The sequence below is a fragment of the Haloglomus halophilum genome (assembly GCF_024298885.1).
GTDB lineage: Archaea > Halobacteriota > Halobacteria > Halobacteriales > Haloarculaceae > Haloglomus > Haloglomus halophilum.
Genome location: NZ_CP101166.1, coordinates 4,053,612 through 4,076,310, shown reverse-complemented (window position 1 = coordinate 4,076,310; position 22,699 = coordinate 4,053,612). Strand labels below are relative to the sequence as shown.

20 protein-coding genes are annotated in these 22,699 nt (G+C 70.6%); 7 read left to right on the top strand and 13 right to left on the bottom strand.

All coding sequences use genetic code 11. The features are described 5' to 3' along the window. Positions 1-3: 3 nt before the first annotated feature. Both NL114_RS19815 and NL114_RS19810 read right to left on the bottom strand, forming a co-directional pair. A complete protein-coding gene (locus NL114_RS19815; protein ID WP_254822645.1) occupies positions 4-2,934 on the bottom strand; it encodes a penicillin acylase family protein in 2,931 nt (976 codons plus the stop codon). A 120-nt stretch (positions 2,935-3,054) separates the two neighbouring features. Continuing rightward, complete coding sequence (locus tag NL114_RS19810; RefSeq protein ID WP_254822644.1) at positions 3,055-6,018, bottom strand: penicillin acylase family protein; 2,964 nt, start codon at positions 6,016-6,018, stop codon at positions 3,055-3,057. 163 nt (positions 6,019-6,181) lie between these two features. Between NL114_RS19810 and NL114_RS19805 the strand changes: the two genes are divergently transcribed. Next, positions 6,182-6,337: a hypothetical protein gene (locus NL114_RS19805; RefSeq protein ID WP_254822643.1), complete on the top strand. Its 156-nt coding sequence runs from the start codon at positions 6,182-6,184 to the stop codon at positions 6,335-6,337. A 177-nt stretch (positions 6,338-6,514) separates the two neighbouring features. Here the strand turns inward: NL114_RS19805 and NL114_RS19800 are convergent, their stop codons facing one another. Continuing rightward, entirely contained in the window at positions 6,515-8,320 is a 1,806-nt protein-coding gene (locus tag NL114_RS19800) for an acyl-CoA dehydrogenase family protein (protein ID WP_254822642.1), read from the bottom strand. Positions 8,321-8,469: 149 nt separating this feature from the next. Between NL114_RS19800 and NL114_RS19795 the strand changes: the two genes are divergently transcribed. Together NL114_RS19795 and NL114_RS19790 are read left to right on the top strand one after the other, a co-directional pair. After that, the gene (locus NL114_RS19795) at positions 8,470-9,204 is read left to right on the top strand and encodes a GNAT family N-acetyltransferase (RefSeq protein WP_254822641.1); all 735 of its coding nucleotides are present in this window, start codon (positions 8,470-8,472) and stop codon (positions 9,202-9,204) included. A 55-nt stretch (positions 9,205-9,259) separates the two neighbouring features. After that, a complete protein-coding gene (locus NL114_RS19790) occupies positions 9,260-9,931 on the top strand; it encodes a 2,5-diamino-6-(ribosylamino)-4(3H)-pyrimidinone 5'-phosphate reductase (protein ID WP_254822640.1) in 672 nt (223 codons plus the stop codon). A gap of 22 nt (positions 9,932-9,953) precedes the next feature. Here the strand turns inward: NL114_RS19790 and NL114_RS19785 are convergent, their stop codons facing one another. The 3 genes from NL114_RS19785 to NL114_RS19775 form a co-directional block, all read right to left on the bottom strand. Beyond that, the gene (locus tag NL114_RS19785) at positions 9,954-10,244 is read right to left on the bottom strand and encodes a DUF7545 family protein (RefSeq protein WP_254822639.1); all 291 of its coding nucleotides are present in this window, start codon (positions 10,242-10,244) and stop codon (positions 9,954-9,956) included. Positions 10,245-10,301: 57 nt separating this feature from the next. Continuing rightward, on the bottom strand, positions 10,302-10,571 hold the full coding sequence (locus tag NL114_RS19780; RefSeq protein WP_254822638.1) for a hypothetical protein: 270 nt from the start codon (positions 10,569-10,571) through the stop codon (positions 10,302-10,304). 144 nt (positions 10,572-10,715) lie between these two features. Beyond that, entirely contained in the window at positions 10,716-11,642 is a 927-nt protein-coding gene (locus tag NL114_RS19775) for a nucleotidyltransferase domain-containing protein (protein WP_254822637.1), read from the bottom strand. Positions 11,643-11,746: 104 nt separating this feature from the next. Between NL114_RS19775 and tmcA the strand changes: the two genes are divergently transcribed. Beyond that, complete coding sequence (gene tmcA / locus NL114_RS19770; RefSeq protein WP_254822636.1) at positions 11,747-14,122, top strand: tRNA(Met) cytidine acetyltransferase TmcA; 2,376 nt, start codon at positions 11,747-11,749, stop codon at positions 14,120-14,122. Positions 14,123-14,153: 31 nt separating this feature from the next. On the opposite strand, the gene NL114_RS19765 is transcribed toward tmcA, so the two are convergent. After that, positions 14,154-14,678 carry a hypothetical protein gene (locus NL114_RS19765; RefSeq protein ID WP_254822635.1) on the bottom strand — a complete coding sequence of 175 codons (525 nt, stop codon included), beginning with the start codon at positions 14,676-14,678 and terminating at the stop codon, positions 14,154-14,156. A 186-nt stretch (positions 14,679-14,864) separates the two neighbouring features. Here NL114_RS19765 and NL114_RS19760 point away from each other — a divergent pair, with 186 nt between their 5' ends. Further along, positions 14,865-15,350: a DUF456 family protein gene (locus NL114_RS19760; protein WP_254822634.1), complete on the top strand. Its 486-nt coding sequence runs from the start codon at positions 14,865-14,867 to the stop codon at positions 15,348-15,350. Positions 15,351-15,389: 39 nt separating this feature from the next. Here the strand turns inward: NL114_RS19760 and NL114_RS19755 are convergent, their stop codons facing one another. Together NL114_RS19755 and NL114_RS19750 are read right to left on the bottom strand one after the other, a co-directional pair. Then, on the bottom strand, positions 15,390-15,980 hold the full coding sequence (locus NL114_RS19755; protein ID WP_254822633.1) for a peroxidase-related enzyme: 591 nt from the start codon (positions 15,978-15,980) through the stop codon (positions 15,390-15,392). 24 nt (positions 15,981-16,004) lie between these two features. Next, entirely contained in the window at positions 16,005-16,379 is a 375-nt protein-coding gene (locus NL114_RS19750) for a hypothetical protein (protein ID WP_254822632.1), read from the bottom strand. A 123-nt stretch (positions 16,380-16,502) separates the two neighbouring features. Between NL114_RS19750 and NL114_RS19745 the strand changes: the two genes are divergently transcribed. Together NL114_RS19745 and NL114_RS19740 are read left to right on the top strand one after the other, a co-directional pair. After that, positions 16,503-16,994: a metal-dependent hydrolase gene (locus NL114_RS19745; protein WP_254822631.1), complete on the top strand. Its 492-nt coding sequence runs from the start codon at positions 16,503-16,505 to the stop codon at positions 16,992-16,994. Between the two features lie 130 nt (positions 16,995-17,124). Next, positions 17,125-18,768 (top strand): class I adenylate-forming enzyme family protein, encoded by a 1,644-nt coding sequence (locus NL114_RS19740; protein WP_254822630.1) that lies wholly within the window; start codon positions 17,125-17,127, stop codon positions 18,766-18,768. A 214-nt stretch (positions 18,769-18,982) separates the two neighbouring features. Here the strand turns inward: NL114_RS19740 and NL114_RS19735 are convergent, their stop codons facing one another. Genes NL114_RS19735 through NL114_RS19720 form a run of 4 tightly spaced genes read right to left on the bottom strand, consistent with a single transcriptional unit; the run spans position 18,983 to position 22,471 of the window. Next, complete coding sequence (locus NL114_RS19735; RefSeq protein ID WP_254822629.1) at positions 18,983-20,596, bottom strand: tail fiber domain-containing protein; 1,614 nt, start codon at positions 20,594-20,596, stop codon at positions 18,983-18,985. A 24-nt stretch (positions 20,597-20,620) separates the two neighbouring features. Next, positions 20,621-21,079 carry a hypothetical protein gene (locus NL114_RS19730; protein WP_254822628.1) on the bottom strand — a complete coding sequence of 153 codons (459 nt, stop codon included), beginning with the start codon at positions 21,077-21,079 and terminating at the stop codon, positions 20,621-20,623. Positions 21,080-21,121: 42 nt separating this feature from the next. Beyond that, on the bottom strand, positions 21,122-22,306 hold the full coding sequence (locus NL114_RS19725) for a DUF6517 family protein (RefSeq protein WP_254822627.1): 1,185 nt from the start codon (positions 22,304-22,306) through the stop codon (positions 21,122-21,124). After that, on the bottom strand, positions 22,307-22,471 hold the full coding sequence (locus tag NL114_RS19720; protein WP_254822626.1) for a DUF7331 family protein: 165 nt from the start codon (positions 22,469-22,471) through the stop codon (positions 22,307-22,309). Positions 22,472-22,699 lie beyond the last annotated feature (228 nt).

Sequence of the window (22,699 nt, the reverse complement as noted above, 5' to 3'; positions counted from 1 at the left end):
GTCCTACAGCAGGTCGTCCAGGTCGTCGTCAGTGACGTGGCCAGTAGGTCGGTCAACCGCATCGGTCACGTCGCTGGCAGTATCGGTCGCATCGCTGCCGCCATCTCCGTCCGTGGACGTGGGGGAGGGCACGCCACCCTCCGGCGGCTCGGGGGCGTCACCGGGCGACGGTGCGTCGGGGTTCGGGACGCTGATGGGCATCGGGAGGGGCCGCGGTGCCGCCGGAACGACCGGCGTGTAGTCGTGCTCCGGGGTGACCCGGACCGTCGTCGACTCGACCGCCACGTCCTCGACCTGTTTGCGCGTGTGCGGGTGGGGCTTGTACTCCCCGTTGTTCACGTAGAACTCCAGCTGGTCGTGGAGCCGCTCGGGTTCCTCGCCGGTGGCCTGGGTCTGGGCGAGCTCCTGTGCGTTCTGGTGGCCGGACTGCCCCGGCGGCAGCACGTCCTGGGCGTTGTCCTGCCAGGTCTGGGTGTCGTCGCTCAGCGCGAAGCCCATGTCGATGGCCTGGTTGTACGAGGAGCGGTTCTGGATATCGATGACCGTCTGGTTCGAGGCGCCGATGGAGAGGAACTTGCTCTCGAGGATGTCGTCCCGCCAGTCGGCCGGGTCGGAGCCGTAGTCCTCGCGGAGTTCGGCCTTCACCTCACGCAGCACGCCCCGGATGACCTCGTCGCGGCGCTCGGGGTCGAACGTGGCGAGACCGTCGTTACTCGCTGTCGCGAACCAGTCGTGGGTGGTGTCGCCCGCCAGCGCGTCGATGAACGTCACGTCGCTGGTCGCGTTGCCCGAGTCCGAGGCGTGCCGGCTCGTCACCGGCCGCAGGTTCAGCGCCCCCTGCTCGCCGTCGAGTTCGTCGTCGAAGACGCGCTGCTGGAGCTTCCTCCGGGCCCGGATGAACACCGAGTGCCCCGGGTAGTCCATCCGGTCGTCGTCGGTCAGGTCCTTCCACGAGCAGAAGTCGTCGAGCCACTCGGTCAACACGTCGGCCACGTCCTGCAGGTCGTCGGCGTCGGCCGCGGCGTCGCGGAGGTACGGCGCCGACACCTGCGCGGTGGCGTCGTGCTTCGCGGACTGGTACTCGATGTCGCGGACGTCCTCGAGCGAGACGGTCGAGCGTGCCTGTTCGGCCTTCTCCTTGCCGACTGGCACCCCATCCGGGATATCGAGCTTCTCTCGGATGAAGTGGTTCTGGGTCTCGACGCGGTGTCGCGAGCCCCAGTTCTGCTCGCCGTCCCCAGCCCGCCAGCCCGCTGCCGGGCCGTTGTTCCAGTTGACGTAGTAGCCACGCGAGGAGTTGCGGTCGGTCGTCCCGAGACCGGTCCCGGAGTAGGTGGCCGTCCACTCGTGGGTCTCCGGCGTCGCCGGGAGCCGGTAGTCCCGGCCGTCGAAGCGCTCGGGAATCTTTCCGGTGTGGATGTACGCGATGTTCTCGCGCTCGACGTTACCCTGGTCGTCCTCCTCGTACTCGACGACGTGGAAGTTGAAGGTGAACGGGAACTCCGAGAGGCGGTGCTCGAAGTCCTCCAGGTCGTCGGAGCGGCCGAGTTCTGCCCACGCGAACGCACCCTCCAGCTCGTCGCCCCGCGTTGTCGTCCGCTGGCACCAGGCGACGTTCTCGTCGGGGTTCCACGCGACGACGGGCATCGAGGCACCGTCCTGCTCGACCCGGGCCACCTCCTGCTCCACGACTCGCGTCCCCGAGCCGCCCGTGAGGACCGCACCCGCGGGGTTGGCCCTGTGGACGACCGTCTCGGTCGACATCTCGTACCACTCCCCGTCCCACTTGTAGCGGTGCTTGTCCTCGGGGTCGAGTTCGACCGCGATGGTGTCGACCTGGTCGTCCCGCCCGGAGGTGACCGTCCACGCGAGCGTGTCCGTCCGGCCGATGACCAGCGCGGGCGCCCCGACGACGCCCATCCCGGTCATGTCGAAGCCGGCGCCGTGCAGGCCGATCTCGTACGGGATCGGCGGCTTGAAGAAGCCCATCTGCGGCCCGCCCCCCAGCATCGGCGTCCCCGTCTCCGTCAGCTCGCCGCTGAAGACGTACGCGTTCGAGCCCCACTTGAACCCGGTCATCAGGCCCTGGCCCGAGCGGATGCCGTTCTGCACGTCCGGGGGGATTCTGAGGTCGGTCTCGATGCCCCAGGTTTCGGCCCCCAGCGCGGCGTCGACCAGATCGAGCTGCTCCTGTGGGACGTCCTCGTAGTCCGGCACCGTCTCGACGAGGTCCGGGTCGTAGTCCTCGTCGCCCGGCGCGATACTGGTGAAGTGGTCGTCGGTCGTCTCCAGCCAGTTGAGGTCGCCGTAGGCCTCGAACGCCTCGCGCTCGTCACCCAGGTTCTGCTTGAGTCTCGCGAGGCTCTTCGCGTTGCCGAGTTCGCTCCCGCCGCTGACGCCGAAGAAGCCGATGAGGTAGTTGATGGCCGCCACGGTGTCCTCGGGCTTCCACGGCTCCGGGGCGTGCCCCAGCGCGGCGAAGATGCCCGGCAGCTCGCCCGCCGCCGCCATCTCCGTCATCCGCCGGTTGACGCCGTCCGTGTAGCCACGGACGGCCTCCTTGATGGTCTGGGAGGCGTTCTCCCACTGGCGCCGGATCTCGTCGGGGTTGTAGAGGTCCCGCCGGACCTGGATGTCCGAGGAGAGCTGTGCCGGCCCCAGTACCTGTGCGCTGTTGCCGTAGCCGATATGTCGGACGGCATCCAGCAGGAACAGCCGGTCGCGCGCCTGCACGTAGCCGTTGCCGTAGCCCAGCGCGTAGACGCTGTCGCCGTAGATGTGGCTCTCGTTGTACTCCGTCGTCAGGATCTCGATCTGTTCCAGCGGGTCCTCCTGGAGGTTCGGGGCGAAACCGTCGGTCTCGGCCGAGGCCGTCCCGGCCAGCCCCGTCCCGGCCAGCCCACCGAGCAGCTTCGTGAACTCGCGTCGTTCCATGTGTCCGCACTGTTCCCCTATCCCCGCTAAGCGATGTCGCCGCCTTTAGAGGGGTGTTTATTGATTGAACGCTGAGTCAGGATTCTAGCCGCTCGAACCTGGTGGCGGTCCGTTCCGGAGTCAGCGGTCCAACAGCCCGCCCAGGAGATCACCACCGGTCAGACCGTCACCGCCGGACTCCGTCGCCGAATCGTCGGTTGCTGCTCCGGTACCGAGTATCGACTCGCCGGTGTCGTCCGCCGCTCCGGTCGTCCCCGTCTCGCTCGCCGACTCGACGGCCCCGGTCACGGCGCCTGTCGTCTCGGAGACGGCGTCCGCGGCGTCACCGGGCTGGCTGGCGGACTGGAGTTCGAGCAGCGGCGAGAGGACGTCCGCCGGCAGGTCCCGGACCGGCTCCACCGGGCCGGTGAGCGAGGGCGTCGTCGCGCGGACCGTGGTCGATTCGACGGCCGTCTCGGCCACCTCATCGCGGGTGTGTGGGTGGGGTTTGTACTCGTAGTTCGCGTACAGTTCGAGCTGGTCGGTCAGGCGCTCCGGGCCGCGGCCCGCCTGAGCCGCGACGAGCTCGGCGGCGTTCACGTGCCCCGAGTTCCCCGGGGGCAGCGCGTCCCCGGCCCCGTCGAGCCCCTCGCCGGCCGCGATGGCCTGCATGTAGGACGCCCGGTTCGACATCGGGATGGCCTCCGTGGGCGTCGCCCCGAGTGCCGAGAAGGTGCTGCTGTACCGGGGCAGCTGCCAGGTCGACGGGTCGACGGTCCCGAACCGGTCGACGAGCTCGTCGCGGGCGTCGGCCAGTGCCGCGCGGACGACGCGGTCACGGCGCCGTGCTCTGCCGTCTCGTCCTCGTCCTCGCCCCCGTCCCCGCCCTCGACCCCGGCCACGGCCGGGCCCCTCGCCGCTCGTGGCTCCCCGGAACCAGTCGTACTCCGTCCGGAGGTGAAGCGCGTCGGCGAGCAGCTGGTCCTGCTTCGCGTTCCCGTGGTCCGCGGCGTGCGGGTCCGGCCCGTTGCCGAGCGATGCCCCGCCGCCGCCGCTGGGGTCGTAGGCCGCGACGTGGCGGTGTGGTCCGAGCTCGTCGCCGAGTGCGCGCTCGCTGAGGGCTCGTCGGACGGCCTCGAAGATGGCCATCCCGCCGCCTGCGTAGCGCTCGCCGCCGAACCCGCCGTCGGCGGTCCGCCAGGAGCAGCCGTCGGCCAGCCACGACTCGAGTTCGGCCGCCATCTCGCGGACCAGCTGGTCGTCGCTCTCCGCGCCCGCGGCGATGACCGGTTCGAGCCACTGTGGCGCCGCCGAGTCGTGCTTCGCCGCCAGCTCGATGACCGACTTCACGTCGTCGAGCGAGAGCGCATCACCCGTGTCGGCCAGCGCCTGTCGCGTGAACCGGTCCAGCACCTCGACGCGGTGGGTGGTGCCCCAGGAGCGCTCGGCGTCGTCGGCCCGCCAGCCGACCGCCGGGCCGTTGTTCCAGTTGACGAAGTAGCCCCGCGAGGAGCCGTGCGCGACCGTCCCCTCCAGCTGGGCGAGCCGCGTGCTGTTCCAGTGAGGTTCGCCCCCCGGGACGGGCAGCCGGCCGTCCCACGGACCGACCCGGTCGGGGACCTCCCCGGTGTGGATGAACGAGATGTCGGGTTCGTCCTCGCGGTCGCTGATGACGTGGAAGTTGAAGGTGAACGGGAACTCCGCGAGGGCGTCCTCGAACTCGTCGAGCGTGTCGGCGCGCCCGACCTCGGCCCAGCGGAAGGCCCCCGAGAGCTCCTGATAGCGCGTGGTCTTGCGCTGGCACCAGGCGACGTTCTCCTCCTCGTTCCACGCGACGACGGGCATCGTGTCGCCGTTCTGCTCGATGCGGGCGAGCTCCTGTTCGACCACCTGCACCGACGGGTCCCCCTCGACGACGCTCCCCGGCAGCGAGGCGCGGTGGACGACCGTCTCCGTGTCCATCTCGTGCCACTCCCCGTTCCAGCGGTAGCGATGGCGGTCGTCGGGGTCCAGTTCGACGGCGTAGGTGTCGATCATGTCGTCGCGCCCGGAGGTGACCGTCCACGAGAGGTGGTCGCTCCGCCCGATGACGACCGACGGCGCCCCGACGACGCCGATGCCGGTCACATCGAAGCCCGCGCCGTGCAGGCCGATCTCGTGGATGACGGGTGGCTTGAAGTAGCCCATCTGCGGGCCGCCGCCCAGCATCGGCTCGCCCGTCTCGGTGTGCTCGCCGTCGACGACGATGGCGTTGGAGCCGAACTTGAACCCCTCCATGATGCCCCGGGCCTGCGGGACCGCGTCGGCCAGGTCCTCCGGGAGGTCCACCTCCGTCTGCACGCCCCACGGCTCGGCGTCCGCGGCGGCCGACACGAACTCGCGCTGACGCTCCGGCAGGTCGGCCAGCGAGTCGGGGATCGTCTCGCCCGCCTCCACCGTCTTGTCGGTCGCGGGGATGCTGGCGTAGTGGGACTCGGGTGTCCGGAGCGTGTTCAGGTCGCCGTACGCCGCGTACGCCTCGGCCGGGTCGTCGAACTCCTCGAACAGGTGCGCGAGCGTCTTCGCGTTGCCGAGTTCGCCGCCGCCGGAGACACCGAAGTAGCCGATGGCGTAGCTGATGGCCGCGATGGAGTCGACCGGGTCCCACGGCTCGGGGGCGTGTCCCAGTGCCGCGAACTCCCCGGGCAGGTCACCCGTCCCGGCGAGTTCGACGATACGACGGTTGACGCCGGCGGCGAACCCCTCCAGCGCGGTGCGCGTCGTCTCGCTCGCGGCCTCGTACATCGACTCCATCTCGGTCTCGCTGTAGAGGTCGCGGCGGACGGAGATGTCCGAGCCCAGCTGCGAGGGCCCGATGATGGCCGCGCTGTCCCCGTAGCCCACGTGTCGGAGAGCGTCCATCTCGAACAGCCGGTCGCGGGCCTGCACGTAGCCGTTCCCGTACGACAGCGCGTAGAGGTCGTCGGCGTAGACGTGGCTCTCGCCGTACTCGGTCGTCTCGATCTCGATCTCCGAGAGCGTGTCCCCCCGGCCGCTGGCGATACCGCCCAGGAGCCCGGTACCGACGGCGGCGCCGAGCCCCTGCGTGAACGTTCGTCGCTTCATACTGAACGAACCTTCAATCAGGGGCGTAGCGTCTTCCCCCGGGATGGCAGGCCGTTTAAGATGGACGAACGTCGCCGGAAGGTTCCGGAACGGCCGAGACCCCGTCTGACGCCCGGCGCACGTCGCCACAACGTATATACCGCCACGTCCCCCACATCGTGGTATGGCAGAACATAGCAATCCGTACGTGTTCGGAGACGAGGCCGGCGACGGCGGACTGGAGGTCGACCCGGAGAGCGACCACGGCACCGAGACGGTCATCGTCGACGGCGACGCGATGAGTTACCGGAGCTACCAGAAACACGAGGAGGCGGAGTGAAACCGGAGCACTCGCTACCGACTGCACAGCTCGACGAACACGAGGGTTCACACACAATTCTCGATTCCTGGCACAGAAATCGCTAGTAGCTACTTTATCATCCAGGTTATCGAACTGTGCGCGTAAAAGGTGCCCGAGGCCGTGTGCCGACGTCGCATGTGGCAGTGCCGCCCGGCCTCAGTCGTCGGCGGTCGGCTCGGGGGTATCGACCAGCGCGTCGGGCTCCACGCTCGCGTACCGCGCGACGCCGTCGAACACCTCGTCGGTCATGGCGAAGCGCTCGCCGGAGTCGATGACGCGTGACTCGTCGCGGAAGCGGGTGTTGACGAAGCCCTCCGCCACGAGGGCGCGGCGGCCCTCACCGGCGTCGATGTCGTCCTGGGCCTGTTCGAGCAGGAGCGTGGCCGTCACCACGTCGAAGATGAGGTCCGCGAGCTTCTTGGCCTGGTACTGGGCGTAGTCGCCGTCCTCGCCCGCGAGCGCGCCGAGGCCGCGCTGGAGGTCGCCGAAGGCCGCCTCGACCTCCTCGGCCAGCGGTTCGAGGTGTGGATGCTCGACGGCGTCGAGCTTTTCCTGCACGTACGGGAGCAGCGATTCGGCCGCTCCCTCGCGCTCCAGCGCGCGCAGCACGTCCAGCGAGAGGACGTTGGATGGACCCTCCCAGATGGGGAGCACCTGCGCGTCGCGGAAGAACCGCTCCGTGACGAACCCGGAGACGTAGCCGTTGCCGCCCAGCACCTCCATCGCGTAGCTCGTGTTGTCGACGGCCATCCGCGCGGTCCGGTACTTCGCGATGGGGATGAGCAGCCGCATCAGGCGGTACGCATCGGAATCGTCGCCCTCCTCCTCACGGCGGTCCATCAGCCGCGCGGCCTCGAAGGTGAACGCCGTTGCGGCCTCGTAGTCCACGGTCATCTCGACGAGGTCACGCCGCATCAGCGGGTACTCCTGAATGACATCGCCGAACGCCTCGCGGTCGGCGGCCCGGACCTTCGCCGCGAGCAGGGTGCGGCCGATGGCCGAGACCGAAGCGGCCGCGTTCGAGAGCCGCTCGTAGTTCATCATCTCGGCCATGTACTTGAAGCCGCGTTCCGCCTCGCCGACGAGGTAGGCCTCGGCGCCCTCGAACTCGATCTCGCCCGTCGGCACCGAGAGCGTCCCGAGTTTGTCCTTCAGCCGGCGGTACACCTGTCCGTTGGGCTCGCCGTCGACCTCGTGCGGGACGAGGAACAGCGACAGGCCGGCGGTCCCCTCGTCGGCGTCCGGGGTGCGGGCCAGCGCGAGCGCGCCCTGCCCGTCGATGTTCGAGCAGAACCACTTCTCGCCGTGGAGCCGGTAGACCTCGGCGTCCTCTGGCGCGTCGTCGGAGACCGTCTCGGGGTCGGCCGGCTCGGCGCGGGTCTCGTTGGCACCCACGTCGGAGCCGCCCTGCTTCTCCGTGAGGAACATGGCGCCCTCGATGTGCTCGTCGTAGTCGTCGGCCGTGAGTCCCTGGAAGAACTCCTCAAGCGGGCCGTCGTCGAACTTCTCGAGGACGATGGCCGCGCCGACGGTCATCGACGCCGGACAGGTGAACCCCTGGTCGGCGTACGAGAGGAACGTCTGCATCAGGAGGGCGTGCGAGATGTTCAGCGGCTCCTCGCGGCCCTCGGGCGCGTGGAAGACGTCGTGGCTGAGACCGAACTCGTCGTAGGTGATGCGCTCGTTCTCGAACTGCTTCGGGTGGTACTCGACGTGGTTCTGCACCTCGCCGTAGTTGTCGTAGGTGTGCAGCTCCGGCGGGTTGTCGTCGATCAGGTCGGCGTTGTGGGCGACGGTGTGGCCCAGCACCTCGCCGAACGCCGAGAGCTGGCGTCGTGCCCAGTCGAGGTCGGACTCGGGGTAGAGCCGCTCCGCGACGCCCTGCAACGTGGGGTCGTACGTCCAGTAGTTGCAGTCCGCGGCCTCGTCGAGGGCACCGTAGTCGATGGGGTCCGTTGCCATACCTCGACCCTCGCCGTGGCTCCAGATAAATGACCTGCTTGCACGGACTCGTATGGACGGTGGCGCCCGTCCCACCACGCTCGACGGCCGGTGGCCGGTTGTCGAACGTTACCGTGTATCTAAGTCACCCGGCGATGAACGGGTACGGTATGGAGTTCCGCCAGCAGCCGACGTTCGAGCGGCCGGAGCGACAGGAGATCTACGACCTTGTCGAACGCCACGGACGCGTCGACTACGAGGAGGCCCGGCAGGACCTGCGGATGGACCACGAGATGTTCGGCCACCACGTCGCGATGCTGGTTCGGGACGGCGCCCTGAACAGGACCGAGGAGGGGGCTCTGGAGGTCGCCTTCGAGTCCGGCGCCGTCGAGGAGTACGAGGTCGACGACACGCTGTTCTGCATCCGGCAGGCCCGCCAGGACGACCTGACCGGCCTCATCGGGGCCATCCGCTCGACCACCGAGACCGCGCCCTACGTCGAGGCCGAATCGGTCGCGGACATCGTCGAGAGCGAGGAGACGCTGCTGCGGCACAACGAGGTGGAGACGCGCGTGTTCTTCGTGGCGACCGTCGACGGCGACGTGGTGGGCTGGGCCGGCGTGAAGGGGAACGAACTGGCGAAGCTGTCCCACACCGCCGAACTCACCGTCGGCGTGGTCGACCAGTACCAGGGGCTCGGCATCGGCAGCCACCTCCTCGTCCGCGGGGTCGGCTGGGCGGCGGCCAACGGCTACGACCGCGTCTACAACTCCGTCCCGGCGACGAACGAGGCCGCCGCCGAGTTCCTCGAGGACCACGGCTGGGAGGTCGAGGCCGTCCGCGAGGGCCACTACCGCATCGACGGCGAGCCGGTCGACGAGCTGATGCTGGCCGTCGAGGTCTGAGCCGCGGATCCCCACGCACCGAAACCCGTTTTCGCCCCCGGACCGCACGGCCGGTGTGTACGTCCACGTCAACGCGGCGACCAGCGCCGACGGGAAGCTCTCGACCCGCCGGCGCGAGCAGGTCCGCATCTCCGGCGACGAGGACTTCGCCCGCGTCGACCGCCTCCGCGCCGAGACCGACGCCGTGCTCGTCGGTGTCGGGACCGTCCTCGCGGACGACCCGTCGCTGGTACGTCACGACGAGACCCACCGCGCCAGCGAGCGGGCGGATGCGGATGGTCCACCCGCACGGGTCGTCGTCGACAGCCGGGGGCGCACGCCGCCCGACGCCGCCATCCTCGACGGTGACCCGACGACCTACCTGCTCGCGAGCGACGCGCTCTCGGACGACCGCGAGCGGGCGCTCGCAGCGGCGGGGGCGACGGTCGTTCGCGCGCCGAGTGAGGGGGACCGAGCGCGGGTCAACCTCGCGGCTGGCCTCGATGCGCTCGCCGAGCGAGGCGTCGACCGGCTCATGGTCGAGGGCGGCGGCGAGGTCATCTTCTCGCTGTTCGACGCCGGTCTCGTCGACCGGCTCACCGTCTACGTCGGGTCGCTGGTCATCGGCGGGCGGGACGCCCCGACGCTGGCCGACGGGGAGGGGTTCGTCGAGTCGTTCCCGTCGCTGTCGCTGGCGTCGGTCGAACGGCTGGACGACGGCGTGCTGCTGTCGTACGAGGTTCCGTGAACGGCAAAGAAGTGCGGCCGACTCAGTGCTGGTGGCCGGTCAGCTCGCCGTAGGTGGCGCCGAATCGCTCCTCGAACAGGTCCATCGTCGTCTCCTCGATGGCCTCCAGTTCCTCGTCCACGCCGCCCTCGGAGTGGTGGACGGTGGCGTGGATGCGCTGGGCGCAGCCGAACATCGCGAGGTCACCGACGACCTGGGCCGCGGACTCGTCGCCCTCGGCGAGCATCTCGAGGAGCCCTTCCGGGAGCGTGACCTCGTCGTCGCCGTCGGGGCCGTCGATGGTGAGCGTGACCGCGTCGGACTGGTCTGACATGCACTCCGGTAGCGCGGCCTCCGGTATGACTCTGGTGGGTCGGCCCGCGGCGCGCTCTCACTCCTCGTCGCCGCGCTCGGGCGGCTCGACGAAGTCGAACCCGACCTGCGGCCGGCCGGTCGCCTCGTCCACGTGGGCACCCGCAGCCTCCAGCCCCAGCGCCCGGGCCTTCCGGAACACCGCCGTCGGCACCGGGCGGATGGTCTCACCGGTCCCGCCGACCACGATGCAGTCGTAGCTCCCGGCCCGGCCGACCTCGCAGCCGTGCTCCTCGGCGACCGTCCGCAACTCATCGATCGTGTTCGCGACCTGCTCGGCGTAGCTCATGAGACGGGCTTGTCACGGTCGCGGTTTGGGCCCGACGGCCCCCGCGGGACCTGCCGCCTGTCGCGGGAACCGGCGGGTTCTGCGGACTCCTGTGGCGGTCGAGGGGGCGGCGCACTCGCCCCACGCCGGCAACCGGCATCAGACTCACTCGGGTGCGTCGGCGAGTGCTCGCTCGATGAACGCGTTCACCCGCTCTCGAGGAATCCCTCGGACGGCGTGTGTCCCCGGGTCGATATGCTCCGGCGGCAACGCGTCCTGACCGACGGGGTCGCCCACGACCGCGCCCCCCTCGCCGGCCCGCTTGCGCTCGGCGAGGTCGCGTGCCGTCGCCACCAGCTCCGGGTCCGGGTCGAACCCGTCGACCGCACCGACCGAGTCGAGGAACGCGCCGAAGTCGAGCGGCGGGAACCGGTGGGTGTCGCGGACGTACGCGGCGTAGAGGATGCCCCGGACGACGTACAGCGCCCGCTTGACCGTCCGGTCAGTGGTCGCCGCCTCGTAGCGGTCCTTCGGGACGCGCTCGGTCGGGGCGTCGGGAGTGTCAGGGGCGTCGGGGGTGTCGACCGGTCGGACGCGGTACGCGTCTTCGAGTTCCTCGACCACCACGGACACCGGCTCGCCGCCGTCGAGCAGCCGCCGCTGGAGGTACTTGTGGTACTGCCGCGTCGCTAGCGACCGGTAGTGGTGGTAGACGGCCATCGGGTCGAACCGGTCGGCCACGTCCGCGACGAGCGCCGCGAGCGGCTCGTAGGGTCGGTGGACGAGCGGCGAGTGGCAGAACTCCAGCGCGGTCGGGTTGGAGTCCGCGAGCAGTTCGCCGAACCGGCGGACGTTCCACGCCCGGAGTTCCGTCTCCCCGGCAGTTCGCTCGACGGACTCGACCACGTCGCCGAGCCGTGCGTACGCGGCGGGCCGCTGGACGAACAGCGCCGCCACGTCGTGGTCGCTCGTCGCCGAGTGGAGGTTCCACGCCCGGCTGCCGATGTCGCGGACGGCCACCACGCGGGCGCCGTGGTCGCGCTCGACCGCCGCGAGGGCGTCGGTCAGCCCCGGCGGGTCGTCGCTGGTCATGTCGGGGTCGTGTCGGGCGCACGGGTAAGCGTGTTCGGTGGGGTGTGAACCCACGACATCCCACGACCGACGGACCCTTGCCGTTCGGGGACCCCCCGACCGGTATGGACCTCCCGGGGCTCGCGGAGCGGCTCGTCGCCGAGGCGCGTGCGACCGACGAGCGCCGGCTTCTCGTGCTCCACGGCCCGCGCGACGCCTGTGAGCGGGCGGCGAACGTCGCGCTCGATGCTGCCGGCCTCGACCGGGTTGCCGTCCTGAGCGAGCGCGACGCCGTCGACGCGACCACCCGGCGCCCGCCGACGCGCTCCGGCGACCTCCTCGGCGAGACGTACGACGCGACGGTCGTGGACTGCCACGACGCCTGCCAGCCGAACGCGCTGGGGCGGGCGGCCGGCACGGTCGACGGCGGTGGGCTGCTCGTGGTGCTGGCGCCACCGCTCGACGCGTGGCCCGACCGCCGCGACGGCTTCGACGAGTCGCTCGCGGTACCGCCGTTCGACCTCGACGACGTGACCGGCGTCTTCCGGCGCCGGCTGGTGCGGACGCTCCGCGCGCATCCGGGCGTGGCTATCGCCGCCGTTGCGGACACCGACGAGGGTGTCACGGTCGACATCGAGCGCGACGGCCTGACGCACCCGGCACCGCGGCTCGTGACGGACGACCCGGCGGTCGAGCCCCCCACCGATGCGGTCTTCCCGCGTGCCTCGTACGACGCCTGCCGCACGGCCGACCAGGCCGATGCCGTCGCAGCGTGTGAACACCTCCGCGAGCCGGAGCAGGCGGTCGTCCTGACGGCCGACCGCGGCCGGGGGAAGTCCAGCGCCATCGGACTGGCCGCCGGCGCGCTCGCGCTCGACGCCCGGGACGTGCTGGTGGCGGCGCCGGGCTACCGGAACGCCAGCGAGGCGTTCGACCGGGCGCGCGAGCTGGTCGCGTCGGTCGGCGCAGACGCCGAGTGGGACTCGGACGCCCACACCCTGCGCGTGGGCGGGGGGCGAGTCCGGTTCGCGGGCCCGCCGGACGCGGCCGAGGCGGTGGCCGACCCCGACGCGGCGACGACCCCTGATGTCCTGCTGGTCGACGAGGCGGCCTCGCTCCCGGTCCGCCTGCTCGAACGCTACCTGACGGGCGTCCCGGTCGCGTTCGCGACGACGGTTCACGGCTACGAGGGCGCCGGCCGGGGCTTCGACGTGCGGTTCCGTGGCCGCCTCGCCGACAGCGACTACACAGTGACCGACCGTACGCTGGACGAGCCCATCCGCTACGCCGGCGGCGACCCCATCGAGGTGTGGTCGTTCCGGGCACTCATGCTGGGTGCCCGGCCGCCGGTCGACGATATCGTCGTGGACGCCACGCCGGGGACGACGACGTACGAACGCCTCGACCCCGAGACGCTCGCGGCGCCGGGCGAGGAGTGGCGGCTCGCCGAGGCGTTCGGCCTGCTCGTACTCGCCCACTACCGCACGGAGCCGGACGACCTCGCGCGCCTGCTCGACGCGCCGAACGTCGCCGTCCGGGCGCTCATCCACGACGGCCACCCGGTCGCCGTGGCGCTCCTCGCGCGGGAGGGCGGGTTGCCGGCGGAGCGCCGCGCCCGGATGTACGAGGGCGAGCGCGTGCGTGGCAACATGCTCCCGGACGTGCTGACGACCCAGTTGCGCGACGAGCAGGCCGGCGACCCCGTCGGGATCCGGGTGCTCCGCATCGCGACCCATCACGCCGTCCGCTCGGAGGGGCTGGGGAGTCGGCTCCTGCGTGAGGTCGCCGACGAGTTCGGGCCGGACGAGGGCGACGGCGAGGGCGGTCCGGCCGATGGCGGCGAGGGCGCTCCCCCCGCGGCCGACCCGCCAGAGCCACGCTGGCCGGTCGAGCCGGTCGACTACCTCGGCGTGGGCTACGGCGCGACGCCGCGGTTGCTCCGCTTCTGGGGGCGGAACGAGTTCCGGACGGTTCACCTCTCGACGACGCGCAACGACACCTCCGGCGAGTACTCCGCACTGATGATGCGCCCACTCACCGATGCCGGGGGCGTGCTCCATGACCGGAGCGCGGCCTGGTTCGCACGGCGCATCGGGAGCGTCCTCGGCGACCCGCTCCGGGACGCGGACCCGGACGTGGTCCGGGCGACGCTGCGCGCGGCCGACGCGACGGTCCCGCTCGATCTGTCCGACCGCGAGTGGCGGACCGTCGCGGCCGCGGCGTACGGCCCCGGGATGTACGCCCCGGCGCCGCGGCCGTTCCGGCGACTCGCGCTCCACGACCTGCTGGGCGGCTCGGCGGCGGGACTGGACGATACCGAGGAGCGCCTCCTCGTGCGGAAGGCGTGTCAGTCCCACCCGTGGGACGACGTGGCCGAGGAACTCGACTTCGTCTCCCGTCGCGCCTGTATGCGGGCGTTCGGAGATGCGTGCGTCGCGCTCGTGGACGCGTACGGTGGCGAGGCGGCTCGCGAGGAGGCGGCGCGGTACGACGGCGGCTGAGGGCCGTCGAGAACGGAGTGGCTCGCCGCGATTACTCGTCGGACTCGCCCGCGACCCGGAGCTTCTCGAACTGTGCCCTGACGTAGCCTTCGGCGGTCTCCGGCTGGACGTTGCCGATGACCTGCACGTAGACGTTGTCCGTCCGTGCCTCGAGGAAGGTTCCCGTGGAGACGGTCGCGCCGATGCCACCATCTCCCAGGGAGACGTTGGTCGCGTTCAGGCCGCTCGAGTTGTACGCCTGCCGCTGTTCGTCGAGGAACGCGCTCGAATCCGACGCCGACGAGAACACGAGCACCGTTATCTGGAGGTCGGCGCTCCCGTTGGTCAGCTCGATGACCCGGCCCGACTCGATGCGCGAGGAGTTGATGTTCGGGTCGCGGGTGACGTTCTCCGTCCAGCCGTCGCCGACCTCTCCGGCCGTGAGGAGGTAGTCACTCGCGTCGCCCTGATACTGGGGGCCCGCTGGCCCGCCACCGATGACCTGCCCACACCCCGAGACGACGAGCAGGAGCGCGAGTGCCACGACGCCCACGGTGGAGCGGTACGTATCGTCCATGGTCGAGGACCGTTCCGTCCGGGCATAAGGGCGCGTCCTGTTCGGAACGCTGAAACGCGCCCCACTGACCGCGGGACGTAAGCCGCCCCACGCGCAACCTTCACGGCACACGTGTCCCCGCTTCACGCTGTTCCCGTTCCCGAACCCGTCGCTCTCGCCGCGGTGGGACCGTCGGTGTCGGTCCCCATGCTGGGTACCGTCGAGGCGGTGTGGCTGGCCGCGCTGGCGCTCCTGCTCGTCGGCATCCTCGGGAGTCTCGTCCCCGGACTCCCGGGGCCGGCGCTGTCGCTGGCCGGCGTCCTGTCCTACTGGTGGGCCACGGGTTACACCAGTCCCGGCACGCTCGCGCTCGCTGGGCTGGTGGGGCTCGGGCTCCTCGGCCTCGCGGCCGACTGGTTCGCCGCACCGCTCGGCGCGAAGGCGGGCGGGGCCTCGACACGGACGACCGCGGTGGCGGGCGTCGTCGGCTTCGCGCTCCTGTTCGTACTCGGGCCGCTCGGCGTCGTCGTCGGCGTCGCCGGCACGGTGTTCCTGCTGGAACTCCGGGCGTCGGGCGACCCCCGCGGGTCGCTCCGCGCGGCCGGCACGGCCACCGTCGCGGTCCTCGGGAGCGCGCTCGCGCAACTGGTCGTGACGGGCGCGATGCTGGTCGGGTTCCTGCTGGTGGCCTGACCGACGCTCCAGGTCGCGGGCCCGCGGCCTCCCTGATGGTCAGCGCCCCATCGCGTGGAACTCCTCGTTCGGACGCATATCCGTCAGCAGCGCCATCCGGTTGGCGAGGTTGTAGTAGGCGACGACGGTCCCGATGTCCCAGATGGCCTCGTCGTCGAAGCCGGCCTCGCGGAGGCGGTCGAGGTCGGTCTCGTCGACGCGACCGGGCGATTCGGTGAGCTTGACCGCAAAGTCCAGCATCGCGCGGTGCTCGTCGGAGATATCGGCGAGGCGGTGGTTGGCGGCGATCTGGTCGGCCAGCAGCGGCGCGTCGGCGAAGATGCGGAGCAGGGCGCCGTGCGCGACGATGCAGTAGTAGCAGTCGTTCGTCCCCGAGACGGCCACGATTATCATCTCGATCTCCTCGGGCGCGAGCGAACTCCCCTCGTGGATGGCGTCGTAGTAGCCGAAGAAGGCGCGGAACTGCTCGGGGCGGTGGGCCATCGCCGAGAAGACGTTCGGCGTGAAGCCGGCCTGGTCGGTCTCCTCGGCGATGCGCTCCTGCAGGTCCTCCGGAAGGTCCTCGAAGTCGGGCACCGGGAAGCGCGTCATGGCGTTGTCCCGGAGCGTCGGCGTCTCGTCTGGAGCCATACCGTGGCTCCGTCTGGAGCCGGGTTAGTCGTTGTGCCGGGGGGTGTTCCCGGTCCGGTCGTCGGCTCCCTCGTGTTCCGGCCCGGTACCGGCACTGCTCCCGCCTCCGGAGCGCCCCGTACCGTCGGCTTCGGTCCCGTCGGTCGTCGCGCCCTCCTCATCGTCGTCGTACGGGCGGACGCCGCGGGTGCTGGCGCCGTAGTCGTTGTCGGTGGCGGAGCGTTCGGGCGTCCCGGCCGAGAGGTTGACCACGCCCTCCTCCGTGTCCGGGCGGAACTGCCGGCTCACGAGGAACAGCACCGTGTAGCCGACGACCCCGATGGCGAAGACGGTCACCGGGATGAGGAAGGGGCCGAACGTCCGCACCATCCCCTCCACCACCGACTGGACCCCGACCATCGCCGACCTGTACGGCGGGCAGCGGTTTAGTTGTGGGCATCGGCCGGCGGTCGGCCGGCGGGTAGCCGGGGGGCCGTGGCAGTCTGCCCACAGGTTCAAATCCGGAGCCACCGAACCGACGGTGTGTACGCGACGGGGCATTACGGGATGGCGTTGCTCGTCTACGCACCGGTCGGCTACATCCTCGTGCAGGCGGACCCGTTCCTGGCGTTCGTGGGCGGGGCGGGCGTGCTCGCGCTCGCGACGCTCCCGGACGTGGACATGGACCTCCCGCTCGTCCCACACCGGGGCCCGACCCACTCGCTGCTGTTCCTGGCGCTGGTCGCCGGGGCACTGGGGGCGGTCGGGTACGCCGTCGGCCAGGGGTCGTGGCAGCCGCTCGGTGAGCCGACGCGGGCGGCGGTGTTCACCGCCGGTATCGGCGTGCTGGGCGTGGGGTCGCACCTCCTCGCGGATATGCTGACACCGGCGGGCATCAACCTCTTCTGGCCGCTCCCCGCCGACTCGTTCACCTTCGATATCGCCCGGGCGGACAACACCGTCGCCAACTACGCCCTCCTCGGGCTGGGTGCGTTCGCGACGGCGGCCGTGCTGCTCGTCGCGGCCCCTGCCTGAGCGGGTGACGCCGCGTCCGTCCAGCGACTCCCAATGACCTTCTCGGCCCTGCATCTGCCGGACGCTTTTAGTCCGACAGCCGTGCCGGGCGCCAATCTTTATGCCGTGACCGGCGGTTCCTCCCTCTGTTATGGAACACCACAACGGCGAACCGTTGCGTCACTTCGGCGACGTGCCGGCGATGGCTGCCGACCGGTACGGGGACAAGACCGCCTTCACCTCCTTCGGGCAGGAACTCTCCTTCGCCGAGGTCGACCAGCAGGCCAACCAGGTCGCGAACCTCCTCGTCGAGCAGGGCGTCGAACCCGGCGACCGCGTGGGGCTGTTCATCCCGAACACGAACCAGTTCCCGCCGGCGTACTTCGGTATCATCCGGGCCGGGGGCGTGGCGGTCCCGCTCAACCTCCGGATGGACCCGAACACGCTCGGCTACGTCGTCAACAACTCCGAGGCCGACATCGTCATCGCCTCGCCCGTCCTCGCCGACGAGGCCAAGCAGCTCGCGGGGGCGACGGACATCGAGACGCTCCTCCTGCCCGGTGTCACGGACGACGGCATCGTCAACTACTCGCAGGCAATGGCCGACCAGCCCACCGAGTTCGACCGGCCGGAGCGCGACGTGAGCGACATCGCCTGCCAGCCGTACACCTCCGGGACGACCGGCAAGCCGAAGGGCGTCCTCCTGAGCCACGAGAACCTCCTCTCGGCGGTCGAGGCCTACACCAAGGGCGGCCTCGCGGTGGACGCCGACGACTCCATCGTCCTCGTGCTGCCGCTGTTCCACATCTTCGCCCTGAACGCCATCATGTCGACGTACCTCTACAAGGGCGCGACGATGCACCTCCAGCCCGAGCCCGACGCCGAGAACATGCTGACGGCGCTGGACGAGCACGACGTGACCACGATGGCCGGCGTCCCCGCGATGTACACGATGATGTGGCAGGAGTACCGCGGCAACGAGGACCAGTACGACCTCTCCGCGCTGCGCTACGTCAACTGCGCCGCCGCGCCGCTGCCGGACAACGTCCGCCGGACCATCGAGGAGGCCTGGGGGGTCCCGATGATCGAGGGCTGGGGGATGACCGAGACCGCGCCCGCGGGCACCATCGAGCCGTCCCACGGCGTCCGCAAGGCCGCGGGCTGTATCGGCCCCGTGCTGGAGGTCTGCGACGTGAAGCTCGTCGACCCGGACACCCGCGAGACGAAGGTGACGAACGACCAGCTCGAGCCGTTCCCCGACCAGGACCTCGACTTCGAGGGCGAGGAGACGACCGGCGAGCTCGCCATCAAGGGCCCCAACGTCTTCGAGGGCTACTTCAAGCTCCCCGAGAAGACGGCGGCCGTCTTCGACGACGAGGACTACTTCCTCACGGAGGACATCATGCGCGTCGACGAGGACGGCTACCTCTGGATGGTCGACCGCTCGGACGACATGATCATCGCGGGCGGGGAGAACATCTACCCCGCCGAGGTCGAGGACGCCCTCTACGAGCACCCCGACGTGGCGGAGGCCGGCGTCTGTGCGGCCCCGCACGCGGTCAAGGGTGAGGCCCCCGTCGCCTTCGTCGTCCTCGAGGAGGGTTCGGACGTGACCGAGGAGGAACTCCGGAAGTTCACGCTCGACCACGTCGCCACCTACGCCCACCCGCGGCGCATCTGGTTCGTCGACGAACTCCCGCGCAGCGCCACCCAGAAGGTCCAGCGCTTCCAGCTCGAGGAGATGGCCAAGGAGCGCCTGGACGGCGGCCAGCTCGAGAGCGGTGGCGAGCTGTAGAGCTCCGTTTCACCCCTCGATTTTCCGATTCTATCGAAATAGACTGGAATATATCCAGAACAGTCGTAATAACTGCAGAATAACTAGACAAGAATGTTCAATATGCATCAAGGACTCATGGCTGGGACACCCAGTATTTCAGGCGCAGCCAGTGTGTCCGGTCGTCCGGTAGGCGGGTCGTGGGAGGGCCGAGATGGGCAGCGGGGGTGATAGCTCACGCCGCGTCCGTTTCGCCGACCGTCTCGCGGAGGTCGGCGACCTCGTCGCGGAGGTCCGAGAGTGCCGACGACTGTTCCGCGACCGTGGCCTCCAGGTCCGAGATGCGCTCGTCGCGTCTCTCGACCTCGCGTTCGAGGTCCGCGACACGCGCCTCGCAGTCGTCCACCCGCTGGTCGAGGCCCTTGATTGCTGCCAGCGCGACGCCGTCGGCGTCGACGGTGGCGATGCGGTCGCGGTCGGCACCGAGCCCGAACGCGTCGTGGAAGTCCTCGGCCATCGGGCCCATGTGGGTGGCGTCCTCCTGGCTGTCGTACTCCCACCGACTGACATCCAGGTCCGCGACCCGGTCCAGGACCGCGCCCGGGTCGACCGGCTGGATGTTCGTCTTCGCGGAGCTCGCGCTCAGCGAGGACCAGGAGCCCCCGCCGGGCGGGAGTTCCGCACCCGTGGAGGCATCACTGCTGGAGAAGACGGTCACGCCGCCGCCGGCCTGGACCAGGAACTGGTCCGCCCGCGAGGCCGTGACGCTCCGCTGGGTGCTATCGCCCCAGGCGAAGCTCCCGTCGCCGTCGGCGGTCGCCTGCCGGCCAGCGGCGAACGAGAAGCTCCCGTTGGCCGCGTTGTTCCGCCCCCCTGGGACGGTGGCGACGTAGCCCGCCGAGTTCCCGAGGCCGCCGCCGACGGTCCCGGTGCTGTCCGCGGTGTTGCCGACGCCCCCGGCGACGGTGGCCATCTTGTCGGTGGCCTCGTTCCGTCCGCCGCCGCCGACGGTCGTGTACTCCGCGCTGGCGGTGTTCTTCTCCCCGCCGCCGACGGTCGAGTGGTCGCCGCCCGCGCTGTTCTCGGCCCCGCCACCAACGGTGGCGGTGTACTTCGCGGTGTTGTCGTAGCCGCCCGCGACGGTCGCCGCGTCGAACTCGGCGGTGTTCTTCGAGCCGCCGGCGATGGTCGAGTTGCCGGCGCTCGCGACATTGTTGTTCCCGCCGCCGACGGTCGACCACTGGTTGGTGGCCTCGTTGCGCATCCCACCCGCGACGATGGCATCCTGGCCGGTGGCCCGGTTGAGGTCGCCGCCGCCGACCGTGGCGTGCTGCCCAGAGGCGACGTTCGAGGTGCCGCCCCCGACGCTCGCGTCCTGGCCGCTGGCTGAGTTGGCCTCGCCGCCCGCGACCGTGGCGTTCTCGGCGCCGGCGGCGTTCCCGCGACCACCGCCGACGGTCCCGAAGGGGGCCGTCACCTCGTTGGGCTCGACCGTGTTCCCGTCGTCGAAGCCACCGCCGGCGACCGTCGCGCCGCTGATGCCGCTCGCGACGCTGTTGCCCGGGTGGCCGGCGATCAGGTTAGCCGCGGCGCCCGTCGTCGCAGGCGTCCGGAGCCGCGACAGCGCCAGCATCGGGAGCCAGTTCGACCCATCGCCCAGGTAGACCACGCCGAGGTCGGTCGCGAGGAACTTCGCGCCCTGCTTGGGCGTGTAGTTCCCGCGGTTGGACGCGGCGTCGCGGACCTCGATGTCGATGTCGTACTGCCGGAAGTTGTCGTTCAGCGGTTTGTGCCAGTTCTTCGCGCCCTTCTGCGGAACGTTGTAGCCGTGGTTCGGAGTCTTGCTCATTGTGTTCACCTCGTGTGCGCCGGATTACGGGCCGACGCCCCCGTAGCCGTACTCGCCGTAGCGTTGCTCGCCGAAGTCGTCCTGAATCGGAGGCGACGTGGGCGTCGCCGTCGGGGTCGGACTGGGGGTCGGTGACGGCGTGGGACTGGGCGTCGCTGTCGCCGTCGGGGTGTCGGTGGGCCAGTCGAGGTCGGGGCGGGTCCCCGTCTCGGTGGCCCCGGGGGTCCACTCGCCACGCTGGTCCGGGGTCCCGGTCGAGGAGGCGTCCCCGCCGTCCGGCGACCCGCCGTAGCCGAACGTCGGGGTCGGCGTGCCGCCTCCGCCGGACTCACCGGCCCCGTCGTCCAGCTCGGTGACGGCGGTGTAGCAGCCGGCCAGCCCGACGGCGCCCGCGGCGGTCCCGGCCAGCAGTTGCCGCCGGCTCAGCGCGACCCGGCTGTCGGAGGTCTCGCCGGAGTCCGTGGTGTCGGCCTCGTCGGTCACGCCTGGTCACCTCCGTGCCGGGGCGGTCGCGAGTCCGTCATCTCAGCACCCCCACACGTTGACGTTGTAGCGGATGGTGTCGCTGGAGGCGACGTTGCCCTGCGAGTCGTACGCCTCGACGCGAATCTCGTAGATGGTGAACCCGCACTCGCAGTCCTCCAGGGGCATGGTCACCGAGGTCCCCGTGCCGGCAGAGACCCACCTGTTCAGTGGTGGCCCGCAGTGCCCCCTGTGCTGGCTGATGCGACGGTAACTCCACTCGTAGTGGTCGAAGTCGTCCGGCCACCCGCCGCAGACCCCGAGGACCTTCCCCGTGTCTGCCTCAGCGGTCACCTCGGCGTACGGCTTCCCGCCGTCGTACTCGATTGGGAACTGGTAACCGCCGCTCGTCGAGCCGTCCAGCGTGACGAGCCCACGGTCCTCGGGCTTGGTGATCTCGACCCAGCGACCGGGCGTACCGGCGCAGGGGTCGATGCGCTCGCCGTGTCCGAGACCGATATCGAAGCGCTCCCAGGCCTCGGGGGGCGACCAGCCGCCGCCGGAGCCCGAGTCCATGGAGCCGTCTTCGTCCTCGCTGCCTCCATCCGTCGGCGTGGCGCGCTCCTGGTCGCGTTCGAGGGGCCGGGTATCGACCCGGACGCCGAAGACGGCGTCGCCCTCGTGGCGGATGCGAGCGACGTGGAGCAGGACCTCCTCGCCGCCGCCGGTGGTTCCGGTGAACGCCATCGCACGGGCCTCCCGGCCGAGGAAGGCGGTCTCACGGACTCCGAGCCGCTCCGGGCCGCGCCGCCATGCCAGCTCCCCCTCGGGCTCGATGTTGAGCCGGCGGAGCAGCGACCGGGCGGCGTCGGAGTCGACCAGGTCGGGGAGCGGTCGCTCGGCGAGCGGGTTCAGGGCCTCCCCGCCCTCCTCGACCGCGGGCATCGCGACCAGCCCCAGGTGGGCATCCTGGCCCCCGTAGGCGGCGTATTGGTTCGTCAGCGTCGCGTCGACCTCCATGCCGAGCGCCTCGGCGCTGCGAGTCTCCTCCCAGCTGCCGGCGTCGACGGCGTGGAAGCCCTCCGACTCGGCCTCGGCCGCCAGCGCGACCGGGGCCGCCTCGTACTCCCGTGCCGCGACCTCGCTGCAGCCGGCCAGGCCGACGGCGCCGGCCGCGCCGGCCGCGCCCAGCGTCTTGAGCACGCTCCGCCGCGACGTGCCGCCCGTGGTGGCGTCGTCTCGAGACATCTACGCCACCTCCGCGGGGTCGATGGTGGTGTCGGCCTCGAGCCACGCGTCCGGGTCGTCGGGGTCGTACATGACGAGCCCCGCCTCGGTCGAGAAGCTCGCGTACTGGTCGTCGGTCGTGTGCGGTTCGTCCGTGTCGAACTTCGGTTCGTGGTTCCGGGTCATGGGCTGTCTCCGTGTGCACGCATCCGCACCCGTCGACCGGGCCGTGACCGCCGTGACAGGACCGGAGCGTGCCGATGCGGTTCCTCGCATCGTGACTGCACATGCCCCGTGGAGTTCCGTATAAACCCCCAGCGCTGGTGGTGAATCGAGGCGGTTCCGCGTAGATTTGTCCGGATTTGATACCCTCCAAGTCGTGCGGTTCTCGTGAATCCTTGCCGGATTCTCTCC

What these genes read in the sequence shown, in the direction of transcription:
- NL114_RS19765 (WP_254822635.1), bottom strand. Translation starts at nt 14,678, where the DNA reads ATGGACGATACGTACCGCTCCACCGTGGGCGTCGTGGCACTCGCGCTC.
- NL114_RS19815 (WP_254822645.1), bottom strand. Translation starts at nt 2,934, where the DNA reads ATGGAACGACGCGAGTTCACGAAGCTGCTCGGTGGGCTGGCCGGGACG.
- NL114_RS19740 (WP_254822630.1), top strand. Translation starts at nt 17,125, where the DNA reads ATGGAACACCACAACGGCGAACCGTTGCGTCACTTCGGCGACGTGCCG.
- NL114_RS19725 (WP_254822627.1), bottom strand. Translation starts at nt 22,306, where the DNA reads ATGTCTCGAGACGACGCCACCACGGGCGGCACGTCGCGGCGGAGCGTG.
- NL114_RS19760 (WP_254822634.1), top strand. Translation starts at nt 14,865, where the DNA reads ATGCTGGGTACCGTCGAGGCGGTGTGGCTGGCCGCGCTGGCGCTCCTG.
- NL114_RS19795 (WP_254822641.1), top strand. Translation starts at nt 8,470, where the DNA reads ATGGAGTTCCGCCAGCAGCCGACGTTCGAGCGGCCGGAGCGACAGGAG.
- NL114_RS19805 (WP_254822643.1), top strand. Translation starts at nt 6,182, where the DNA reads ATGGCAGAACATAGCAATCCGTACGTGTTCGGAGACGAGGCCGGCGAC.
- NL114_RS19785 (WP_254822639.1), bottom strand. Translation starts at nt 10,244, where the DNA reads ATGTCAGACCAGTCCGACGCGGTCACGCTCACCATCGACGGCCCCGAC.
- NL114_RS19780 (WP_254822638.1), bottom strand. Translation starts at nt 10,571, where the DNA reads ATGAGCTACGCCGAGCAGGTCGCGAACACGATCGATGAGTTGCGGACG.
- NL114_RS19775 (WP_254822637.1), bottom strand. Translation starts at nt 11,642, where the DNA reads ATGACCAGCGACGACCCGCCGGGGCTGACCGACGCCCTCGCGGCGGTC.
- NL114_RS19750 (WP_254822632.1), bottom strand. Translation starts at nt 16,379, where the DNA reads ATGGTCGGGGTCCAGTCGGTGGTGGAGGGGATGGTGCGGACGTTCGGC.
- NL114_RS19810 (WP_254822644.1), bottom strand. Translation starts at nt 6,018, where the DNA reads ATGAAGCGACGAACGTTCACGCAGGGGCTCGGCGCCGCCGTCGGTACC.
- NL114_RS19735 (WP_254822629.1), bottom strand. Translation starts at nt 20,596, where the DNA reads ATGAGCAAGACTCCGAACCACGGCTACAACGTTCCGCAGAAGGGCGCG.
- tmcA (WP_254822636.1), top strand. Translation starts at nt 11,747, where the DNA reads ATGGACCTCCCGGGGCTCGCGGAGCGGCTCGTCGCCGAGGCGCGTGCG.
- NL114_RS19720 (WP_254822626.1), bottom strand. Translation starts at nt 22,471, where the DNA reads ATGACCCGGAACCACGAACCGAAGTTCGACACGGACGAACCGCACACG.
- NL114_RS19800 (WP_254822642.1), bottom strand. Translation starts at nt 8,320, where the DNA reads ATGGCAACGGACCCCATCGACTACGGTGCCCTCGACGAGGCCGCGGAC.
- NL114_RS19755 (WP_254822633.1), bottom strand. Translation starts at nt 15,980, where the DNA reads ATGGCTCCAGACGAGACGCCGACGCTCCGGGACAACGCCATGACGCGC.